Source organism: Lawsonibacter hominis, assembly GCF_014287895.1.
In the GTDB taxonomy this organism is placed as follows: Bacteria; Bacillota; Clostridia; order Oscillospirales; family Oscillospiraceae; genus Lawsonibacter_A; species Lawsonibacter_A hominis.
Genome location: NZ_JACOPP010000021.1, coordinates 14428 through 30190, shown reverse-complemented (window position 1 = coordinate 30190; position 15763 = coordinate 14428). Strand labels below are relative to the sequence as shown.

14 protein-coding genes are annotated in these 15763 nt (G+C 58.8%); 2 read left to right on the top strand and 12 right to left on the bottom strand.

Annotated elements, in window-relative coordinates:
- Positions 1-66: 66 nt before the first annotated feature.
- Entirely contained in the window at positions 67-1188 is a 1122-nt protein-coding gene (locus H8S57_RS12940) for an Mbeg1-like protein (protein WP_186908451.1), read from the top strand.
- 405 nt (positions 1189-1593) lie between these two features.
- Here the strand turns inward: H8S57_RS12940 and H8S57_RS12935 are convergent, their stop codons facing one another.
- The 9 genes from H8S57_RS12935 to H8S57_RS12895 all read right to left on the bottom strand — a co-directional run bounded on the left by H8S57_RS12935 (position 1594) and on the right by H8S57_RS12895 (position 11319).
- Positions 1594-2556 (bottom strand): oligopeptide/dipeptide ABC transporter ATP-binding protein, encoded by a 963-nt coding sequence (locus H8S57_RS12935; protein ID WP_186908450.1) that lies wholly within the window; start codon positions 2554-2556, stop codon positions 1594-1596.
- Complete coding sequence (locus H8S57_RS12930) at positions 2553-3533, bottom strand: ABC transporter ATP-binding protein (protein WP_186908449.1); 981 nt, start codon at positions 3531-3533, stop codon at positions 2553-2555. The genes H8S57_RS12935 and H8S57_RS12930 overlap by 4 nt, the downstream gene beginning before the upstream one ends.
- A gap of 1 nt (position 3534) precedes the next feature.
- Positions 3535-4425, bottom strand: a complete 891-nt coding sequence (locus H8S57_RS12925; protein WP_207723794.1) for an ABC transporter permease — start codon at positions 4423-4425, stop codon at positions 3535-3537.
- Between the two features lie 21 nt (positions 4426-4446).
- Positions 4447-5466, bottom strand: coding sequence for an ABC transporter permease (locus H8S57_RS12920; protein ID WP_186908448.1), 1020 nt, complete (start codon positions 5464-5466; stop codon positions 4447-4449).
- A 70-nt stretch (positions 5467-5536) separates the two neighbouring features.
- A complete protein-coding gene (locus H8S57_RS12915) occupies positions 5537-7189 on the bottom strand; it encodes an ABC transporter substrate-binding protein (protein WP_207723793.1) in 1653 nt (550 codons plus the stop codon).
- A 24-nt stretch (positions 7190-7213) separates the two neighbouring features.
- Positions 7214-8602, bottom strand: a complete 1389-nt coding sequence (locus tag H8S57_RS12910; protein ID WP_186908446.1) for a Sapep family Mn(2+)-dependent dipeptidase — start codon at positions 8600-8602, stop codon at positions 7214-7216.
- Between the two features lie 3 nt (positions 8603-8605).
- Entirely contained in the window at positions 8606-9673 is a 1068-nt protein-coding gene (locus H8S57_RS12905; RefSeq protein WP_186908445.1) for an aminopeptidase, read from the bottom strand.
- Positions 9674-9715: 42 nt separating this feature from the next.
- On the bottom strand, positions 9716-10927 hold the full coding sequence (locus H8S57_RS12900; protein WP_186908444.1) for a pyridoxal phosphate-dependent aminotransferase: 1212 nt from the start codon (positions 10925-10927) through the stop codon (positions 9716-9718).
- Between the two features lie 14 nt (positions 10928-10941).
- A complete protein-coding gene (locus H8S57_RS12895; protein WP_186908443.1) occupies positions 10942-11319 on the bottom strand; it encodes a RidA family protein in 378 nt (125 codons plus the stop codon).
- 424 nt (positions 11320-11743) lie between these two features.
- On the opposite strand from H8S57_RS12895, the gene H8S57_RS12890 reads away from it, so the two are divergent.
- Entirely contained in the window at positions 11744-12415 is a 672-nt protein-coding gene (locus tag H8S57_RS12890; protein ID WP_186908442.1) for a helix-turn-helix transcriptional regulator, read from the top strand.
- Between the two features lie 398 nt (positions 12416-12813).
- On the opposite strand, the gene H8S57_RS12885 is transcribed toward H8S57_RS12890, so the two are convergent.
- From H8S57_RS12885 to H8S57_RS12875, 3 genes are read right to left on the bottom strand one after another with little or no spacing between them, the layout of a single operon-like run.
- On the bottom strand, positions 12814-13833 hold the full coding sequence (locus H8S57_RS12885; RefSeq protein WP_186908441.1) for an electron transfer flavoprotein subunit alpha/FixB family protein: 1020 nt from the start codon (positions 13831-13833) through the stop codon (positions 12814-12816).
- Between the two features lie 14 nt (positions 13834-13847).
- The gene (locus H8S57_RS12880; RefSeq protein WP_186908440.1) at positions 13848-14651 is read right to left on the bottom strand and encodes an electron transfer flavoprotein subunit beta/FixA family protein; all 804 of its coding nucleotides are present in this window, start codon (positions 14649-14651) and stop codon (positions 13848-13850) included.
- Positions 14648-15709: an FUSC family protein gene (locus tag H8S57_RS12875; RefSeq protein WP_186908439.1), complete on the bottom strand. Its 1062-nt coding sequence runs from the start codon at positions 15707-15709 to the stop codon at positions 14648-14650. The genes H8S57_RS12880 and H8S57_RS12875 overlap by 4 nt, the downstream gene beginning before the upstream one ends.
- Positions 15710-15763: the final 54 nt, after the last annotated feature.

The window sequence follows — 15763 nt, the reverse complement described above, 5'->3', positions numbered from 1 at the left end:
CCGGCAGTTGCACGCCGGGGCGCTTTGGAGTACACTGGTCATAAGAACAAAAGAGGGGGAGCGCTTATGCCCGATCTATTTGATTATCTGATCTGGCGGGGAGATTTGACCTTGGAGCAGTCCCCCTTCAACGATGTGGACAGCCTGATCCTGTGCAGCCTGTCCTATGCCGCGCTGGACGGATTGGTGGGGCCTGGGGGCGCCACGATCCGTCAGGCGGCGGAGGCCTTTGTCCGCGCGGGCGGGCAGTGGCCCAAGGAGCGCCGGGGCGGCGGCATGGAATTTTGGGAAGATGCCCTGCGCCTGTTGGAACAGTTGGCGGGGACGGCCCGGTTTGGTACCATGCGGCTCTTTGATTCGGTAAACTATGTCGACACGGCGGCGGAGGAGCAATTTTCCGCCGTGACCGTGGATACGGGGGATGGCGCGTATTTCGTATCCTACCGGGGGACGGACAGTACGCTGATCGGCTGGAAAGAGGATTTCAACATGAGCTACCAGACCCCGGTGCCCGCCCAGCGCTCCGCCGCGGAGTATCTGCGGGATGCGGCGCGGCGCCGCAGAGGCCGCCTGCGGGTGGGCGGACACTCCAAGGGCGGAAACCTGGCGGTGTATGCCGCGGCGCACACACCGCAGCCGGTGCAGGCCCGGCTGGAGGCAGTGTACAACAACGATGGACCCGGATTTTGCGCCGGGGCATTGGACGAGACCGGCTATGCGGCGGTGCGGGAGCGCATTCGGACCTTCGTCCCGCAGACCTCCATCGTAGGCATGCTGCTGGACCATGAGGAACGCTATACGGTGGTGCGCAGCCGGCAGGTGGGGCTTTTGCAGCACGACCCCTTTTCCTGGCAGGTGGAGGGGCCGGACTTCGTGCGCCTGGAGACGGTGACCAGTTCCAGCCGGTTTTTGAGCCTGACGCTGAAAAACTGGGTGGCCTCCATGGACCGGGAGCGGCGGGAGGCGTTTGTGGACGCCCTGTTCGATATCCTGGGCTCCGCCGGAGCGGATACCACGGAGGAATTGTCCGAGGGATGGCTGAAAAACGCTGCGGCCATTCTCTCCAAACTGCGCAGCGTGGACGACGAGACCCGCCGGATGCTGTTGGAGGTGCTGCGGGCGCTGCTGGCCGCGGCCCGCGAGAGCATGCCGGAGCTTTTGGCCTACCATCGGCGCCGGGGCGGATGAGCTCCGGAGGAGCCTTGTCGGCAGGCATGGGCCGGGCCTGCCGGTACTCCGGATTCCGCCGCCGGGCCCATACCCATGGACCAAACGCCCGCCCGGCCTGAAACAAAGGAAGGAGCATTGCCTCAGCAATGCTCCTTCCTTTGTCCGTCAAAAGACCGAACACACGTGCAAAAAAGAAGAACGTTTTCGTATGGGAAACGCACTCGGCTTTATTTTTGCCGCCCAAGAGCGGCGGAAATAAAGTTCGGCCCCATACTTCCGGGGGGCTGTGCGAAAACAAGACCCCCTGGTGCGCCTGCACCTGGGCGCCAGGGAAGACGCCGCTTGGGTTCCCTTGCTTCTTCCGCGTGATCAGTCTTTTCGGGCCCGGCATCCCGCCCACAGCACGCCCGATCCCGCCATTTCTCAGATGCAGTGACAGCAGGCAAAGTGGCCGGGGGAGACTTCACGCATCTGCGGGGTATCCTGGGAACAGATATCCTTCTTAAAGGGACACCGGGGGTGGAAGGGACAGCCCTTGGGCTTGTTCAGAGGGCTTGGGATCTCGCCGATCGACTTGATCTTCTGGGGCTTAAGGCGCTCCTCCTCGTCGCTGAGCACCGGGATGGAGGCCAGCAACATCTGGGTGTAAGGGTGGCGGGGATTTTCGAAAAACTCCGCCGTGTCGGCATACTCGCAGATGCTGCCCAGATACATTACCGCCAACCGGTCGCACATGTTGCGCACGAGACACAGGTTGTGGGTAATGAACAGATAGGACAGATCGTTCTTTTTCTGCAGCTCAATGAGCTTATTGGTGATCTTGGCCTGAATGGATACGTCCAGGGCGGAGGTGGGCTCGTCCAGCACGATGAACTGGGGGTTGGCCGCCAGGGCGCGGGCCACGCACACCAGCTGCTTTTCGCCGCCGCCGATGGCCCGGGGATACTTGTCCAGGTAGTGGACCGGAAGACCCACCTGCTCCAGTATGCCCTTGATGCGTGCCTCCACCTCCGCGGTGGTCAGACGCTTGCCCGCATACAGCTGTACCGGTACGGAGAGGATCTGACGGATGGTTTTGCGGGGATTAAGAGAACCGCCGGGATCCTGAAACACCAACTGGATCTGCTGCTTGAGCGAGGGTTCCCGGGACTGGCTGGAGCGGCTGATATCAATCTCGTCCCGGAAGGTGATGGAGCCGGAGGTGGGGCCGTAGGTGCCCACGATCATGGAGCCGATGGTAGACTTGCCGGAGCCCGACTCGCCCACCAGACCGAAATTCTCGCCCCGGCGGATGTCAAAGCTGACGTCATCCACGGCGGTGAGGGTACCGAACTTGGTCTTAAATTGCTTGGTCAGATTCTTGATCTGAATGACGTTTTCGCTCATACCGCCGCCTCCTCTCCCGCATGATGACAGGCTACCTGACGCCCGTCCTCCATGTCCGCCAGAATAGGGGGCGCTTCCAGGCACTCCTGAGTGCATCGGGGACAGCGTGAGGCAAAACGGCAGCCCTTGGGGGGATTGATATAGCTTGGAATATCGCCGGCGATACCGTCGGCAATGCCGCTGCCGGTGAGTTTGGGCGTGGCGGCCATCAGGCCGATGGTATACGGGTGGTGGGGGTGCTCGAAGACTTCTTTGGTCTTGCCCACCTCGACCACATTGCCTGCGTACATGACGTACACCCGGTCGGTGATCTTCCGAATGGCGCCCAGGGCGTGGCTGACCAGGATGAGGGACTTCTTCTTCTCCCGGACCAGTTTGTCCAGCAGGTCGAGGATCTGTTCCTCGATGGTCACATCCAGAGCGGTGGTGGGCTCGTCGGCCAGCATCAGGTTGGTATCCTTCATCAGCGCCATGGCGATGCACACACGCTGGCGCATACCGCCGGAGAGCTGCACCGGATAGCTGCCCAGCACCCGTTCGGGGGCCGGCATGGACACCGAGTCCAGGGCGTCCAGCATCATCTGGCCATACTCTGCTTTGCGCTTGCCGGGGAACTGGCTTTTGAGGATGTCCGTCATCTGGGTAGAGATCTTTAACGTGGGATTGAGGGAGCTGGAGGGGTCCTGAAAAATCATGGACACGTTGCGGCGTACGCTGCGCAGCCCCTTTTTTCCGTCCACCGAGACGCCGCATACCTCGATGGCGTCTTTGTGGACAATGGCCGGAGGGCTTTGAAGCACGGCGGCGGCGGATTTGAGTACCGTGGTCTTGCCGCAGCCGGTCTCGCCGATGAGGCCCACCCGCTCGGCCTGCTCCACATGCATGCTCAGGCCTGGGATCACCTCCAGGATCCCTTCGTAAATTTTATACTTCACGGAGAGGTTTTCGATATTCAATGCAAGATTCTTCTTCTCCATGTCACTTCTCCTCCACGGACAGAACATCGTTCAAACCGTCGCCCAGCAGGTTGAAGCCCAGCACGATCAGTACGACCACGATGGCAGGCATAACGGTCAGCCACCAGAATTCGGGCAGATACTGGATGCCGTCGGACACCATGGCGCCCAAGGAGGGCTCCGGCGGCTGTACGCCCAGCCCGACAAAGCTCATGCTGGAGGCGGTCAGAATGATGCTGCCCATATCCAGACTCATCTTGGTGACAATGGACGAGGTGATGTTGGGGAGCATCTCACTCAGGAGAATTTTCAGGACTTTAACGCCGGACAGCTCCGTATAGACGATATACAGCTCATTGGAGAGGGAGGTGACCATGTTGTAGGTCATACGAGTATACCAGGGCCACCAGGCGACGGCAATGCCGATGGCTGCAAAGAGGTAGCCGTTGGTGAACATGGTGCAAACCACCATAGCCAGGATCAGGGGAGGAATGGCCATAAACAGTTCGGTCACCCACATGATCAGCCGCGAGATCAGTTTGCCCTTGTAGTAGCCGGCGACCAGGCCCAGAATGACGCCCAGCGGTACCGAGATGGCCAACACCAGCAGCCCGATGACCAGGGAGGAGCGGGTGCCAATGAGCATGCGGCTGAACACATCTCTCCCGTACTCGTCGGTGCCTGCCAGGTGAATGGCGCTGGGCCCCTGGAAGGACTCGGCGATCTTGGTGGTCAGGCCGGCGTCCTCCGGATAGGGGACAATGTAGGGCGCGAAGACCGCCACGAAGACGACCGCCAGCACCACCACCAGGCCCAGCATGGACAGAGGGTTACGCGAAAATTTATACCAACTCTTCTTCAGCGATTCAATTCTGGGATTTTGACCCTGCTCGACGGCTGCGTTGGCTTTCAATTCTTTTGTCATCATACGCAATCACTCCGATGTATTGATGCGGATTCTCGGGTCCAGGAAAGCCACGCCGATATCCACCAGGGCGTTTACGACAGCGAAGATGATACCAAACACGAAGGTAACTGCCACGATGCCGTAAGGGTCCTTGTTCTGGATCACGTTTAGGCTATACTGCGAAAATCCCGGATAGCGGAAGATCACCTCAATGATGAATGCGTTGCCGATCAAAGAGGCCACCTGCAGGCCGTAAATCGTCAGCGTGGGGATAAAGGAAGGCTTCATCAAATGCTTCATTACCAACTTGCCCCGGCTGACGCCGGCCACCTGCGCGAAGGCAATGTAATCAGCATTAATGTTTTCCACCATGGCTCCGCGATGGATACGAGCCATATAGGCGATGCTGCCCAAAGAGAGACTCAGGCAGGGCAGTACCATGCACTTGAGCACTTGGCCGTAGAGGGCGAAGTCTCCTACCAGCAGGCAGTCCAGGCCCATCATGCCGGTTCTCACATAGTTGTCCGGAATCGTGGGCATACCGCCGATGGGGAAGATGCCGAGCGTATAGCTGAATACCAGCAGCAGTACGCCGATGGCGTATGCCGGGGTACACACACCCAAGTAAGAGATAAACCGGATCAGGTTATCCAACCACGAGTTTTTGAATATGGCGGATATCGTGCCTACCGCCACGCCCACAATGAGAATGAGGATCGCACAGTAGAATACCAGCTCCAGACTCTTGGGCAGGTATTGCTTGATGTCCTCGGCGACATTGCGGTGGGTGAAAAGAGACTCGCCGAAGTCCCCCTCGGTGATTACCCCCTTGAGCCAGTGGGCCCACTGTATCGGCAGGGCGCGGTCAAAATACAGTTCGCTGCGCTTCTGCGCGATGGTCTCCTCCGGCGTCATGGGACCCATAGAGATTTTGACCGGGTCGCCGGGAATCAGACGGATGAAGGAGAACACCACAAAGGAGAGCACCAAAAGCAAGATAACTGTATGCAGCAGCTTTTTCAAAATGGCGACGACAGTCTTTCGCATAGTGGCTCCTTACTCGTCAGGGCCAGAAGCACCCGCCTCTGGCCCTGACGCATGTTCTTCTTGGAATGATTTACTTCATGATATAGTCCGCGTAGTAGAAGTTGTATTCCGTGGTGGCGTGCTTGGCCGGCCACTCAAAGTTGTTGGCGTTGTAGATGGGCTTGATGACAGAGGCGCATGTGTAGACGGAGGGCACGACCTCCTCCACCAGGTACTTTTGCATCTGGCCGTACAGCGCGATCCGCGCGTCGTCATCCACGGTCCCCAGGGCCTCGTTGAGCATGGAGTCAAACTTTTCATCCTGCATCCACTCGTTCTGGTTCCAGTTGCCCACCGTCCAGGAGGCATACTTCAACTCCAGGATGGAGCCGGCTTCCGGATAGCCGGCGGTGGCAAAGGCGTTGGTCACGTTGGGGCTGGTGGCGATCTCGGCCTCATTGTTGCAGAACTGTACCCAAGGAGTCTCGTTGATGACCACCTTGAAGCCCAGGCTCTCCAGCGAGGAGGCCATCAAGTACACCAGTTTGCCGGTGTCGCCGTTGCCTTCAATGTAGTCCAGCTGGATGGGGTAATTCGCCAGGTCACTGGCGTATTTGGACGCGGCGATCTCCTCCTTGGCCTTGTCCAGATCATAGGAGTAGCCTTCAAAGTCATCCACATATCCGAACAGGTTTGTGGGTACGGGGCCGTTGGCATCGGGAGCGCCGCCCAAAATCTGCTTCATCTGCTCATAATCACAGGCGTAAGAGATGGCGCGGCGGATGTGCACGTCATCGGTGGGGGCTTTTTGCGTGTTCATCATGAAGTAGTTCAGGCCGGCCTCCTGGAGCTCAGCTACCTCGATTCCGTCGTTGGCGGTCAGAGCAGCGATGGTAGTGGAGTCCTGGTGGCCATGGACAAAGTCCAGATCACCGTTGCTCATGAGCATCTTGGTGGTGGATGCCTCGGTCAACTCCTGGATTTCCACCGTGTCGGGCGCGGCAGCAGGCACGGCACCGTTCCAGTAGTTCGCGTTCTTGGTCAGCACCATGGTGTCATGGACCGTAAAGCTGCTGATGACGTAGGGGCCGGAGCCGGCGGAGTGGGTCAGCAGATAGCCGGTGCCGTAGTCGCCGTTGTCACCGTACATCCCTTCGGCGGCGGTGTTGGCCTCCACCAGGGCGCTGTTGACGATACGGAAAGCGGTCAGAGCGGAGACGAAGGGGCCAAAGGTCTTGGAAAGCTTGAATTCCACGGTGTGCTCGTCCACCGCCACCGTCTCAGCCAGCACATCTTTGAGCACATAGGCGAAACCCTCGCCCATGGTCATCATGCGGTCAAAGCTGTACTTGACGTCCTTGGAGGTCAGAGGGGTCCCGTCGGCGAAGGTCACATCCTGGCGCAGCTGGAAGGTGTAGCTCAGACCGTCTTCGCTGGCCTCCCAGCGCTCCGCCAGTTGGGGCTCCGGGCTGCCGTCCTCTGCGTTGGGGGCCACCAGGCACTCGTACAGATTGACATAGAGCATCAGGTCGTTTTCGCCGGTGCCCCGGGCAGGGTCGACGGTCTCAGGGGTGGTGGTGCAGGTGCCGCGCAAAACCGTGGCGCCCGCAGGCGCGCTGGTGCTGGGGGCGCCGGTATTGCCGGGGGCCGCGGTGTTTGCGGCGCCTCCGCCGTCTGTAGTGCCGCAGGCGGCCAGGGCAGCCAGCAGGGCGGCCGACAAAACGCCGCACAAGATTCGTTTCATGGTTTTCATTGTTCTGTTCCTCCTTTAGTCGGTCAGTTCATGAATCGCGTAGCCGTACATTATCGTGTTTTTGATAATATTCGCTCTCAGCGTCCGCTCGTTGGGGGAATGCACGGTCAGTTCCTCCTTTGGATAGACCGAACCAAAGCAAACACAGTTGGGGAAGGCCCTGGCATAGGTGCCGCCGCCGATGGCGGAGAGTACCGCCTCCTCCCCCGCCACCGTCTCATAGACGCGGCAGAGGGTCTGGATGAAGCTGCTGTCTGCCGGGACGTACAAAGGGTGCTTGAGATGCTCGCCTGCGCAGTGGTAGCCCTGGCCTGCAAAAGCGTCCTTCACCTTGGCTGCGACGTCATCCAGGGAGACGGTGACCGGGGCACGCACGTCCAGCTTGGCGGTCAGCATGCCGTCGTTCAGACTGAGCATGCCCAGGTTGGTGGTCAACTCGCCGGACACGTCGTCCGCACAGCGGATCCCCATGGCTGCGCCGTCAGGCTGTTCCCCCATCAGGCCCAGCAGTTCCCCGGCCGCGTCCCGCAGCGCCCCGGGCGCGCCCTCGCACCCGGCGATCACATGCAGCAGGCCCTGGATGGCGGACACGCCCCGGGCGGGACTGTGAGAAGGGGCGTTTCTGCCCTTGCAGCGGATGCACGTGCCTTCCCGCTCCTCGCTCACGGTAAAGCGCATGCCCTCGGGGGCGGAATAGGCGGTCACAGCCGCCTGTGCTTGGGCTGCCGTACAGGGCAGCCATGCCGCGGCCCCGGCGGGCACCAGGTTCCCGGCCTCGCCGGCCTGGATGCAGGCGCCCGCCCCCTCGATCTCCTTGGCAAAGTCTGCGCCCAAAATGCCCTTCTCCCGGTTGACTACGGTGTACATGCCGTCGGGAGAGAAGCTGTAGGCGGGAGGATCCAGGTGCTTTTTATAGTAGTCCATGCAGCCCCAGCCGGTCTCCTCGTTGGTGCCGATGATCACGCGGACCTGCTTTTTGGGTACAAAGCCCATCTGTTTTAACGCATACATGCCATACAGGCAGGAGAGCAGAGGCCCCTTATCGTCGGCTACGCCCCGTCCCTGAAGAAATCCATCTTTCTCCGTGAGGGTGAAGGGGTCGCTGTTCCACGCGGACAGGTCGCCGGGGGGCACCACATCTACATGGGAGAGGATACCGAGCACCTCGCCTTCGCCCCACTCGATGGTGCCTACGTACCCGTCGTGGTTTTTTACACAAAACCCCATCTGTGCGCCCAGGCCCAAAATATGCTCCAGAGCCTGAGCCACCGCGCTGCCGAAGGGGGCGCCCGGGGCGGGCGTTCCCTCTACGCTGGGGATGGCGATCTGCTCGTTCAGGCTTGCAAACAGTGCGTCAATGTGGGCATCGACCTGCGCGGTCAGCGCCTTTAACACCCCGTCCATGACTTAGTAACCGGCCACGCCCAGCTCGCCGCAGATGCGAACGCACTCGGGGTCGACATAGAAGCCGTTCTCCTCAATGGCCTTGCCGTCGCAGTAGATGGAGGGGTTGAGAATGATGCCGTCGGTGTGGTTGGCAGCCACCCAGCTCTTGCCGCCCAGGCCCTCGCCCTGGGTGCCCAGGCCGATCTCCACACAGCCGAAGATGCGCTCGTCCTCCTCGATGCGGCCGGTGGGCTCGGGGATACCGGGGTTGAAGCCGCAGGAGATATGCGCCACCCAATACATCTTGGGATCGTTCCAGCTGGCCATCCACTTCTGGAACAGGTGCGCCTCACGGCCGGGCCCCTCAATTTTGGTACAGACGCCCTTTTCAATGGTCAGCTTGACCGGGTTGACCTGGCGGCCGATCTCCTGGGGCGGGAACAGACCGCCGTCGAAGACGATGGTGCCGTTGATGGTCTCCTCGATGGGGCACATGGAGGTCTGGCCGGAGAGCATGACGGAGGTGCCGGGAGCGGCATAGGTGCCGGACTGGTTGCACAGACGGCCCTCGCAGGCAAAGGTCAGATCGGTTCCGCCGGGGCTGGTGATGCGCATCTGCTTGGCCTCGTTGTGCAGCACGACCAGGCGTTCGCCCAGTTCCACGATCTTCTTGTGGTCGAAACGGCCGATGACGTTGAGCATCATATTGATGTCCATCGAGGCGGCGGTGATCTGACGGGTACCGCAGTCCATGGCCTGCTTCCAGCCGCGGGTATAGAACAGCTGGTAATCATACTCGATCCACACATCAGCGGCCTTGATGGCCTCCAGCACAGGCTTAGTGGGTTCGATCATGATGGCTTGCTCCAGAGAGGCGGGGTACTGCATCACGATGGGGTAGGCGCCCATAGTCAGGGCGGCGCCGGCGGTGGCGTTGATCACGCGCTCGTCGTTGGTGGTGTCGCAGGTAATGAGAACGGTTTCGCCGGGCTTGACCATCATGATCTCCCGCAGCAGCTTTTCAGCAGCCTTCTGCAGTTCCCAATTGAGGTAGTACGGACGGCCTTCCGCCTGAGTGGTAGCTTTCATGTTGCATTCTCCTTTTCATTATTCGTTTTATTAAGAAAGATTCTAATCCTGCTCTTGGTAGGCGCGCAGCGCCTGCGCAATGCGCTGGAGCACCTGCTCCGACTCGTCGTCGCTGCCCAGGCAGCCGTTGATGATGCGCAGGCAGCCATTGCCCTGGGAACCGTAATTTTTGCCGTCGTTGACGGCCACTCCGGCCTGGCGGATGAGGTAGTCCATGATCTCGGTGGAGTCCCCCAGCTCGGATACATCGATCCAGCAGAAGAAGCCGGACTGGGGCATATCCATCTTGACTCCGGGCACCGAACCCAGAATGCGGCAGGCGTCCCGGCGGCGGCGATCGTAGTGGGCCTTATAGCCGGCCATGAAGCTGGTGTCCCGGAAGGCTGCGATGGCCGCCAGCTGGGAGGCGGTGTTGGTGGCCCCCAGTACGTTGACGGCGCCGCCGTAGTATACGTCCATAAACGTATCACAGGCCACGATGTAACCCACCCGCAGCCCGGACAGGCCCATGCCCTTGGAGATGGAGCATACCGTAACGGTCCGCTCCCACATTCCGGGCAGGCTGGCGGGGGAGACAAACTCCACATCGTCGAAGATCATATCCTCAAAGGCCTGATCCACCACTAAGATGAGATCGTGGCGGATGACAAACTCAGCCAGGGCCTCCAGGCTTTCCCTTCGAAATACGGTGGTAGTGGGGTTGTTTGGGTGGGTAATAAGCACCATCTTGGTCTTATCGGTCACACAGCGTTCGAAGGCATCCATGTCAAACTGGTAGCCGTTGGCCGCATCCAGGGGGACCGGGACCGTAACGCCGCCCATCAGCGTGGGGTTGAGAAAGTTGCTGGGATAGCTTGGGTCGGGTACCAGCACCTCATCGCCGGGGTCGAGGAAGACCGTCATGGCATAGAACAGCCCTGAATCCGAACCCGGAGTGATAATGATGTTGCGCCGGGGATCCACATCCAGATGGTTGTAGGCCTTGCACTTTTTGGCGATCTCTTCCCGCAGCTCCACAGAGCCGATGGGCATGGTATAGTGGGAAGCAATGCCGCACTGTGCCGCCTCAATGAGAGCTTCCTTCACCGTTTCGGGCACTGAGGGATCTGGATAGAAGGGGTCCGCCCATCCCATGAGTACCACCTGCCCGGCCATGGAAGCAAAGCTGTCTCCCACATCGGCCTTTGTCACCTTGGTGAACAGGCCTCCCTCTACCCCACGGAACTTTCGTGCGATCTTATCCTTACCGGCCATATCCGCACACCCGCTTACAGTGCGGCTATGGCGTCGATCTCTACCTTCGCGCCCTTGGGCAGGGCGGACACCTCCACCACAAAGCGGGCGGGCGCCCCCTCGCCGAAGAAGCTCTGATAGGCCTCGTTGATCAAGCCGAAGGAGTTCATATCCTGGATAAACAGGCCGCATTTGACGATATTTGTCTCATCACCGCCGGCGGCCTTCACCAAGGCTATGATATTCTTCATGGACTGAGCCACCTGGGCCTTGAGATCCTCGGGCATCACGCCGGTGGCTGGGTCGATGGGCAGCTGACCGGACACATACAGCGTGCCGTTCCCAATTACCGCCTGAGAATAAGGACCGATCGCCGCCGGGGCTTTGCTGCTGCTGATGATCGCTTTTTCCATTTTTGTTCTCTCCTTTGTTTGGTGAGGGGCATAAGCTGTTTTTGCAGTTTTAGTTCTTTGCTCTTGCAGTGCTGCGTTTTTGGATTTGCCGGATAATGAAAATGGACGCACTGAGCCGGGTACCTGATGCACCTTTGCCCGTTGCGTCCTGCTTCCTACATTGCTGATTATAAATGAACTTTTTTTCATTGTCAATCTTTTTCAATAAAAAAAATTAATTATTTTGGCGGCCGATTTTTCTGGTTTTTTGCATTATTGTCGTTTTATTGGAAAATATTTCACAATTGCTTGCATCCAAATTGGAATGGTGGTAAAATTTATTTTAGTTTTGGGAACGCTTTGTTGACTTCTAGACTATAAAGTTTTCTGTTTGTCACCTTTTGACTCCACTTTTTTATTTACTTGCAAAATTGGGAGGATGTTTATGGAGCAAATTGCCGTTTCACTCACACCTGCGGATCGGATGATCCTGGAGTCCTATAAGACCATGGCGGAAGGCCTGAGTGACTATCTGGGCAGCGGCTACGAGATTGTGCTGCACAGTCTGGAAAATCTGGACCGTTCAGTCATTAAGATTTTAAATGGCTATCACACCGGCCGCAGGGAGGGGGCCCCCATCACCGATCTGGCGCTGGAGATGCTGTCCCGCATTAAGGAGACGGGTGGAGACCCTCCCTATATTTCCTATTTTACAAAGAACAAACGGGACGAACCCCTCAAGTCCACCACGATCGCCATCCACGGCGAGCGCGGACGAGTTATCGGCCTGATGTGTATGAATTTTTATCTGAACACCCCCCTGGCCGATGTGATCAGTTCGCTTACGCCCCGCCAGCACCAGCCGCCGGAAAGCATCCCTGAGATATTCTCGGACAACATCGGCGATGTCATTGACGCCACGGTGCGCCAGGTCAAGGAGCAGGTCTGTGCAAACGAAAAAATTCCCGCCAATCTGAAAAACAGGGCTATCGTCTCCGAACTCTACGAAAAGGGGATCTTCAGCCTGAAGGACAGCGTGGTGCGTACGGCGGAATTGTTGAGTATCTCCAAAAATACGGTCTATCTCCACCTCCGTAATTTGACCGGGTCCAAATAGCGCGCATGTGTCGTTCCCGCATACGCCATACCCGGCGGTGCTGGAAAAGGTTGTGCGACGCTTCCCGCCAGTGGTTTTTTCTATAAGAAAAAGTCCTGCCGCTATTGCAGCGACAGGACTTTGCTTTGCCTCAATGCGGCAAAAAAGCTGTTTGGAACATACGGGCCCTACACGGTGGGCGGCGCTTTTGCGCGGTGCAAGTGTTTTCACCCAAAGGCGAAACCCTTGGCGGAGGCGGAATTTATTTCCGCCGAGCAGTTTGATCACCGAAGGACGGAGCGACAAAAGGGCGCGAAACTCCAAAAGAAAGACACGCGTTTTGCGGGCCGTTTTTTGCATGTTCAAAAGGTATATGCAGGTGAATGCCGCTGACCGGAATTTGGAGCGGAAGCCCTCGATTAATTATCGCATCCCTGGCCGCGGGCCTTCTTGATCTCATTGGTAAGGGCAGGAAGGATTTGAAAAAGATCGCCAACAACACCGTAGTCTGCAATGTCAAAGATGGGGGCATCGGGATCTTTGTTGATGGCGACGATGACGTCGGAGCTGGACATACCGGCCAAATGCTGGATGGCACCGGAGATACCGCAAGCGATGTAGAGTTTGGGACCTACGGTCTTTCCGGTCTGACCCACCTGATGGCTGTGGGGGATCCAGCCGGAGTCTACGGCGGCGCGGGAGGCACCCACAGTGGCGCCTAGGACTTTGGCCAAGGCTTGGATAGGCTCAAAACCCTCGGGCCCGCCCACGCCGCGGCCGCCAGAGACGATGATCTCCGCGCTTTCCAGGTCTACCAGCGCTCCGGCTGCCTCCTGAATGACCTTCAGAAGTTGCGTACGGATCTGCTCGGCGGGGACGTGGAGTTTTTCGCGGATAATCTCAGCCCTGAGGGCCACGGGGGCGGACTTTTTAAACACGCCGGGACGCACGGTGCCAATCTGGGGCCGGTGGTCCGGGCAGAGGATGGTGGCCATCAGGTTGCCGCCAAAGGCGGGGCGGGTCCAGGCCACGTTACCAGACTCCTCGTCAATGTCCAGGGCGGTGCAGTCTGCGGTGAGGCCGGTCTTCAGGCGGCAGGCCACCCGGGGGCCCAGATCCCGACCGTTGTTGGTGGCGCCAATGAGCATGCTTGTGGGGCCGTACTGCTCCACCAAGGTGCACAAAGCGATGGCGTAGGCGTCGGTGGTGTAGTGTTCATATTCCGGGCCGTCCACTACGATTACCTTGTCTGCTCCGTGCTGCGCGGCAGCGGTTATAGCCGCGTCCGTGTGATGACCGATGACCACAGCGGTCAGAGCTCCGCCCTGTTTGGCCGCCATGGCCTTTCCGGGGGTGAGCAGTTCCAGACCCACGTTTTTGGCAGTGCCATCCCCATTGGTCTCTATAAATACCCAAAGGTCTTTCGTTTTGGCTTCCATTGCGCTTCCCTCCCTTAGATGATACTGGCCTCGCGCAGAGCCTGAAACAGCTTCTTTGCGGAGTCCTCGTTCGTTGCTTCCTGAATCTTCGTGCCGCCGCTCTTCTTTTGGGGCACAAAAGTCTTTTTTACGTGGGTGGGAGAGCCCTTCAGGCCGATGCGGGCGGCATCGATCCCCGGAAACATGGCATCGTCCAGCACCGGGATCTCTACCCGGTTGGCCGCCATTTTCCGCTTGATGGTGGGGTAGCGGGGGTCCCAAGCGGGCTTGGTGAAGGTGACCACGCAGGGGGTACGCACACCTATGAGTTCTGCTCCCTCCTCAGTCTCCTTCTTCACTATAAGCATGCTTTCCTCCGCCTCAACCTCCAGGCCGTAAGTCACCTGGGGATAGCCCAGGTGCTCGGCAAGTTCCGGCCCCACCTGGGCCGTGTCTCCGTCGATCGCCTGCTTGCCGCAGAAGATGGCATCGAACTTACCCTCCAGCGTCTCTATCTTCTTCACAGCGTTGGACAGGATGTAGCTGGTGGCCAGAGTGTCTGACCCGCCGAAGCTCCGTGCGCTCACTAAGTATGCTTTGTCCGCTGCGATGGCAAGGCACTCCTTCAGCGCCGCCGCAGCCTGAGGCGGACCCATGGTGACCACCACGATCTTAGTCTCTGGGGCCTTGTCCTTGATCCGGGCTGCTGCCTCCAGTGCATAGCCATCGAACGGGTTCACAATGCTCGGTACCCCGTCCCGAATCAACGTGTTCTTCACAGGGTCGATTCGAATCTCCGTCGTGTCCGGCACCTGTTTGACACATACTAAGATATTCATTTTGTTTCCTCCTGCTGTAATTTGGTTCTGTTTTTGCCGTTTGTTTCAAAGAAGTTCCGGCCCACGGCCCCTTCCCTGCCGGTGCAGGCATTGTATTCATCAGAACGCATGAGATGGGTCTTCAGTACCGACCTGTAGGTACATAGCCCGTGCCAGAGGGTAAGCTCGTGGAAGGGAATGTTAATCGGGAGTTCCCCAAGAGCCGCAAGGCAGACCTCACGGTCTCCGGAGAGCAGCTGCAGGTGGGACTGGAATAGTGCCCTCAAAAAGCAGGCGTATCCTCCTTGGTCCTTCTGTCCCTCTGCGTTGGGCAGATTGGCCAGCAGCTCCAGCAGCGCACTACAGGAGTCGGCTTTTCCCCGGCAGAATCGGGCAAAGCGCTGACACCTGTCCTTGTCCCGTTCCAGAAAATAATCTTTTGTCATAAGACCCGCGTAATGCCGCACCTGTTCCGCCAGCCTGCGCAGATGCTCCAGCTTCTGAGAATCGACGCCCGATACCGGCTTGTGCTCCAGCAGCTCCACAAATAATGCCGTAAGAGCGCGGTCCATCTCCTGCACAGACCTGGTCAGGGCTGCGCGATGTCTTGGCGGGTACACGATAATATTCACAGCGACCCCTACTGCAATCCCTACTAGGCAGTAGAGAAGCCGTTTTACCGGATAGAAAGAATCGCCGCCGGTCATGAACTGTATCATAAGCACGGGAGAGTACAGCGTCATGTCCGGTATATCCAGTTTCCTGATTCGCCCGACCAGCAGGATAAGAAACGCGCTGACCGATAGGCCGAGGGCCAGTCGCTGTGCCTTGGGGATGCCATCAAAGCGGGCTAGGAAGAAAAACACCGGGGCTCCGATGACAATGCCGAGCAGCTGTGCCTTGATTCGCAGCAGGCCGTAGGCCAGAGCACCGTATATCGTATTGCCATATGCCATGAGAAACACCGCACTGAACACCGCGGTCAGCGGAGAGGGAAAGCCACATAGCTCAGATACCGCAGCGCTCACGTAGATCGCGATTGCCAGTTTTATTAGGGGAATCCACTCTTCTCGCGCCATCCAGTCCTCCTCTCTTCCGCGCGCAGTACTAGGGCGTACGGGTGCAAAGGCTGC

What these genes read in the sequence shown, in the direction of transcription:
- H8S57_RS12920 (WP_186908448.1), bottom strand. Translation starts at nt 5,466, where the DNA reads ATGCGAAAGACTGTCGTCGCCATTTTGAAAAAGCTGCTGCATACAGTT.
- H8S57_RS12940 (WP_186908451.1), top strand. Translation starts at nt 67, where the DNA reads ATGCCCGATCTATTTGATTATCTGATCTGGCGGGGAGATTTGACCTTG.
- H8S57_RS12895 (WP_186908443.1), bottom strand. Translation starts at nt 11,319, where the DNA reads ATGGAAAAAGCGATCATCAGCAGCAGCAAAGCCCCGGCGGCGATCGGT.
- H8S57_RS12875 (WP_186908439.1), bottom strand. Translation starts at nt 15,709, where the DNA reads ATGGCGCGAGAAGAGTGGATTCCCCTAATAAAACTGGCAATCGCGATC.
- H8S57_RS12910 (WP_186908446.1), bottom strand. Translation starts at nt 8,602, where the DNA reads ATGGACGGGGTGTTAAAGGCGCTGACCGCGCAGGTCGATGCCCACATT.
- H8S57_RS12900 (WP_186908444.1), bottom strand. Translation starts at nt 10,927, where the DNA reads ATGGCCGGTAAGGATAAGATCGCACGAAAGTTCCGTGGGGTAGAGGGA.
- H8S57_RS12930 (WP_186908449.1), bottom strand. Translation starts at nt 3,533, where the DNA reads ATGGAGAAGAAGAATCTTGCATTGAATATCGAAAACCTCTCCGTGAAG.
- H8S57_RS12935 (WP_186908450.1), bottom strand. Translation starts at nt 2,556, where the DNA reads ATGAGCGAAAACGTCATTCAGATCAAGAATCTGACCAAGCAATTTAAG.
- H8S57_RS12905 (WP_186908445.1), bottom strand. Translation starts at nt 9,673, where the DNA reads ATGAAAGCTACCACTCAGGCGGAAGGCCGTCCGTACTACCTCAATTGG.
- H8S57_RS12880 (WP_186908440.1), bottom strand. Translation starts at nt 14,651, where the DNA reads ATGAATATCTTAGTATGTGTCAAACAGGTGCCGGACACGACGGAGATT.
- H8S57_RS12915 (WP_207723793.1), bottom strand. Translation starts at nt 7,189, where the DNA reads ATGAAACGAATCTTGTGCGGCGTTTTGTCGGCCGCCCTGCTGGCTGCC.
- H8S57_RS12885 (WP_186908441.1), bottom strand. Translation starts at nt 13,833, where the DNA reads ATGGAAGCCAAAACGAAAGACCTTTGGGTATTTATAGAGACCAATGGG.
- H8S57_RS12890 (WP_186908442.1), top strand. Translation starts at nt 11,744, where the DNA reads ATGGAGCAAATTGCCGTTTCACTCACACCTGCGGATCGGATGATCCTG.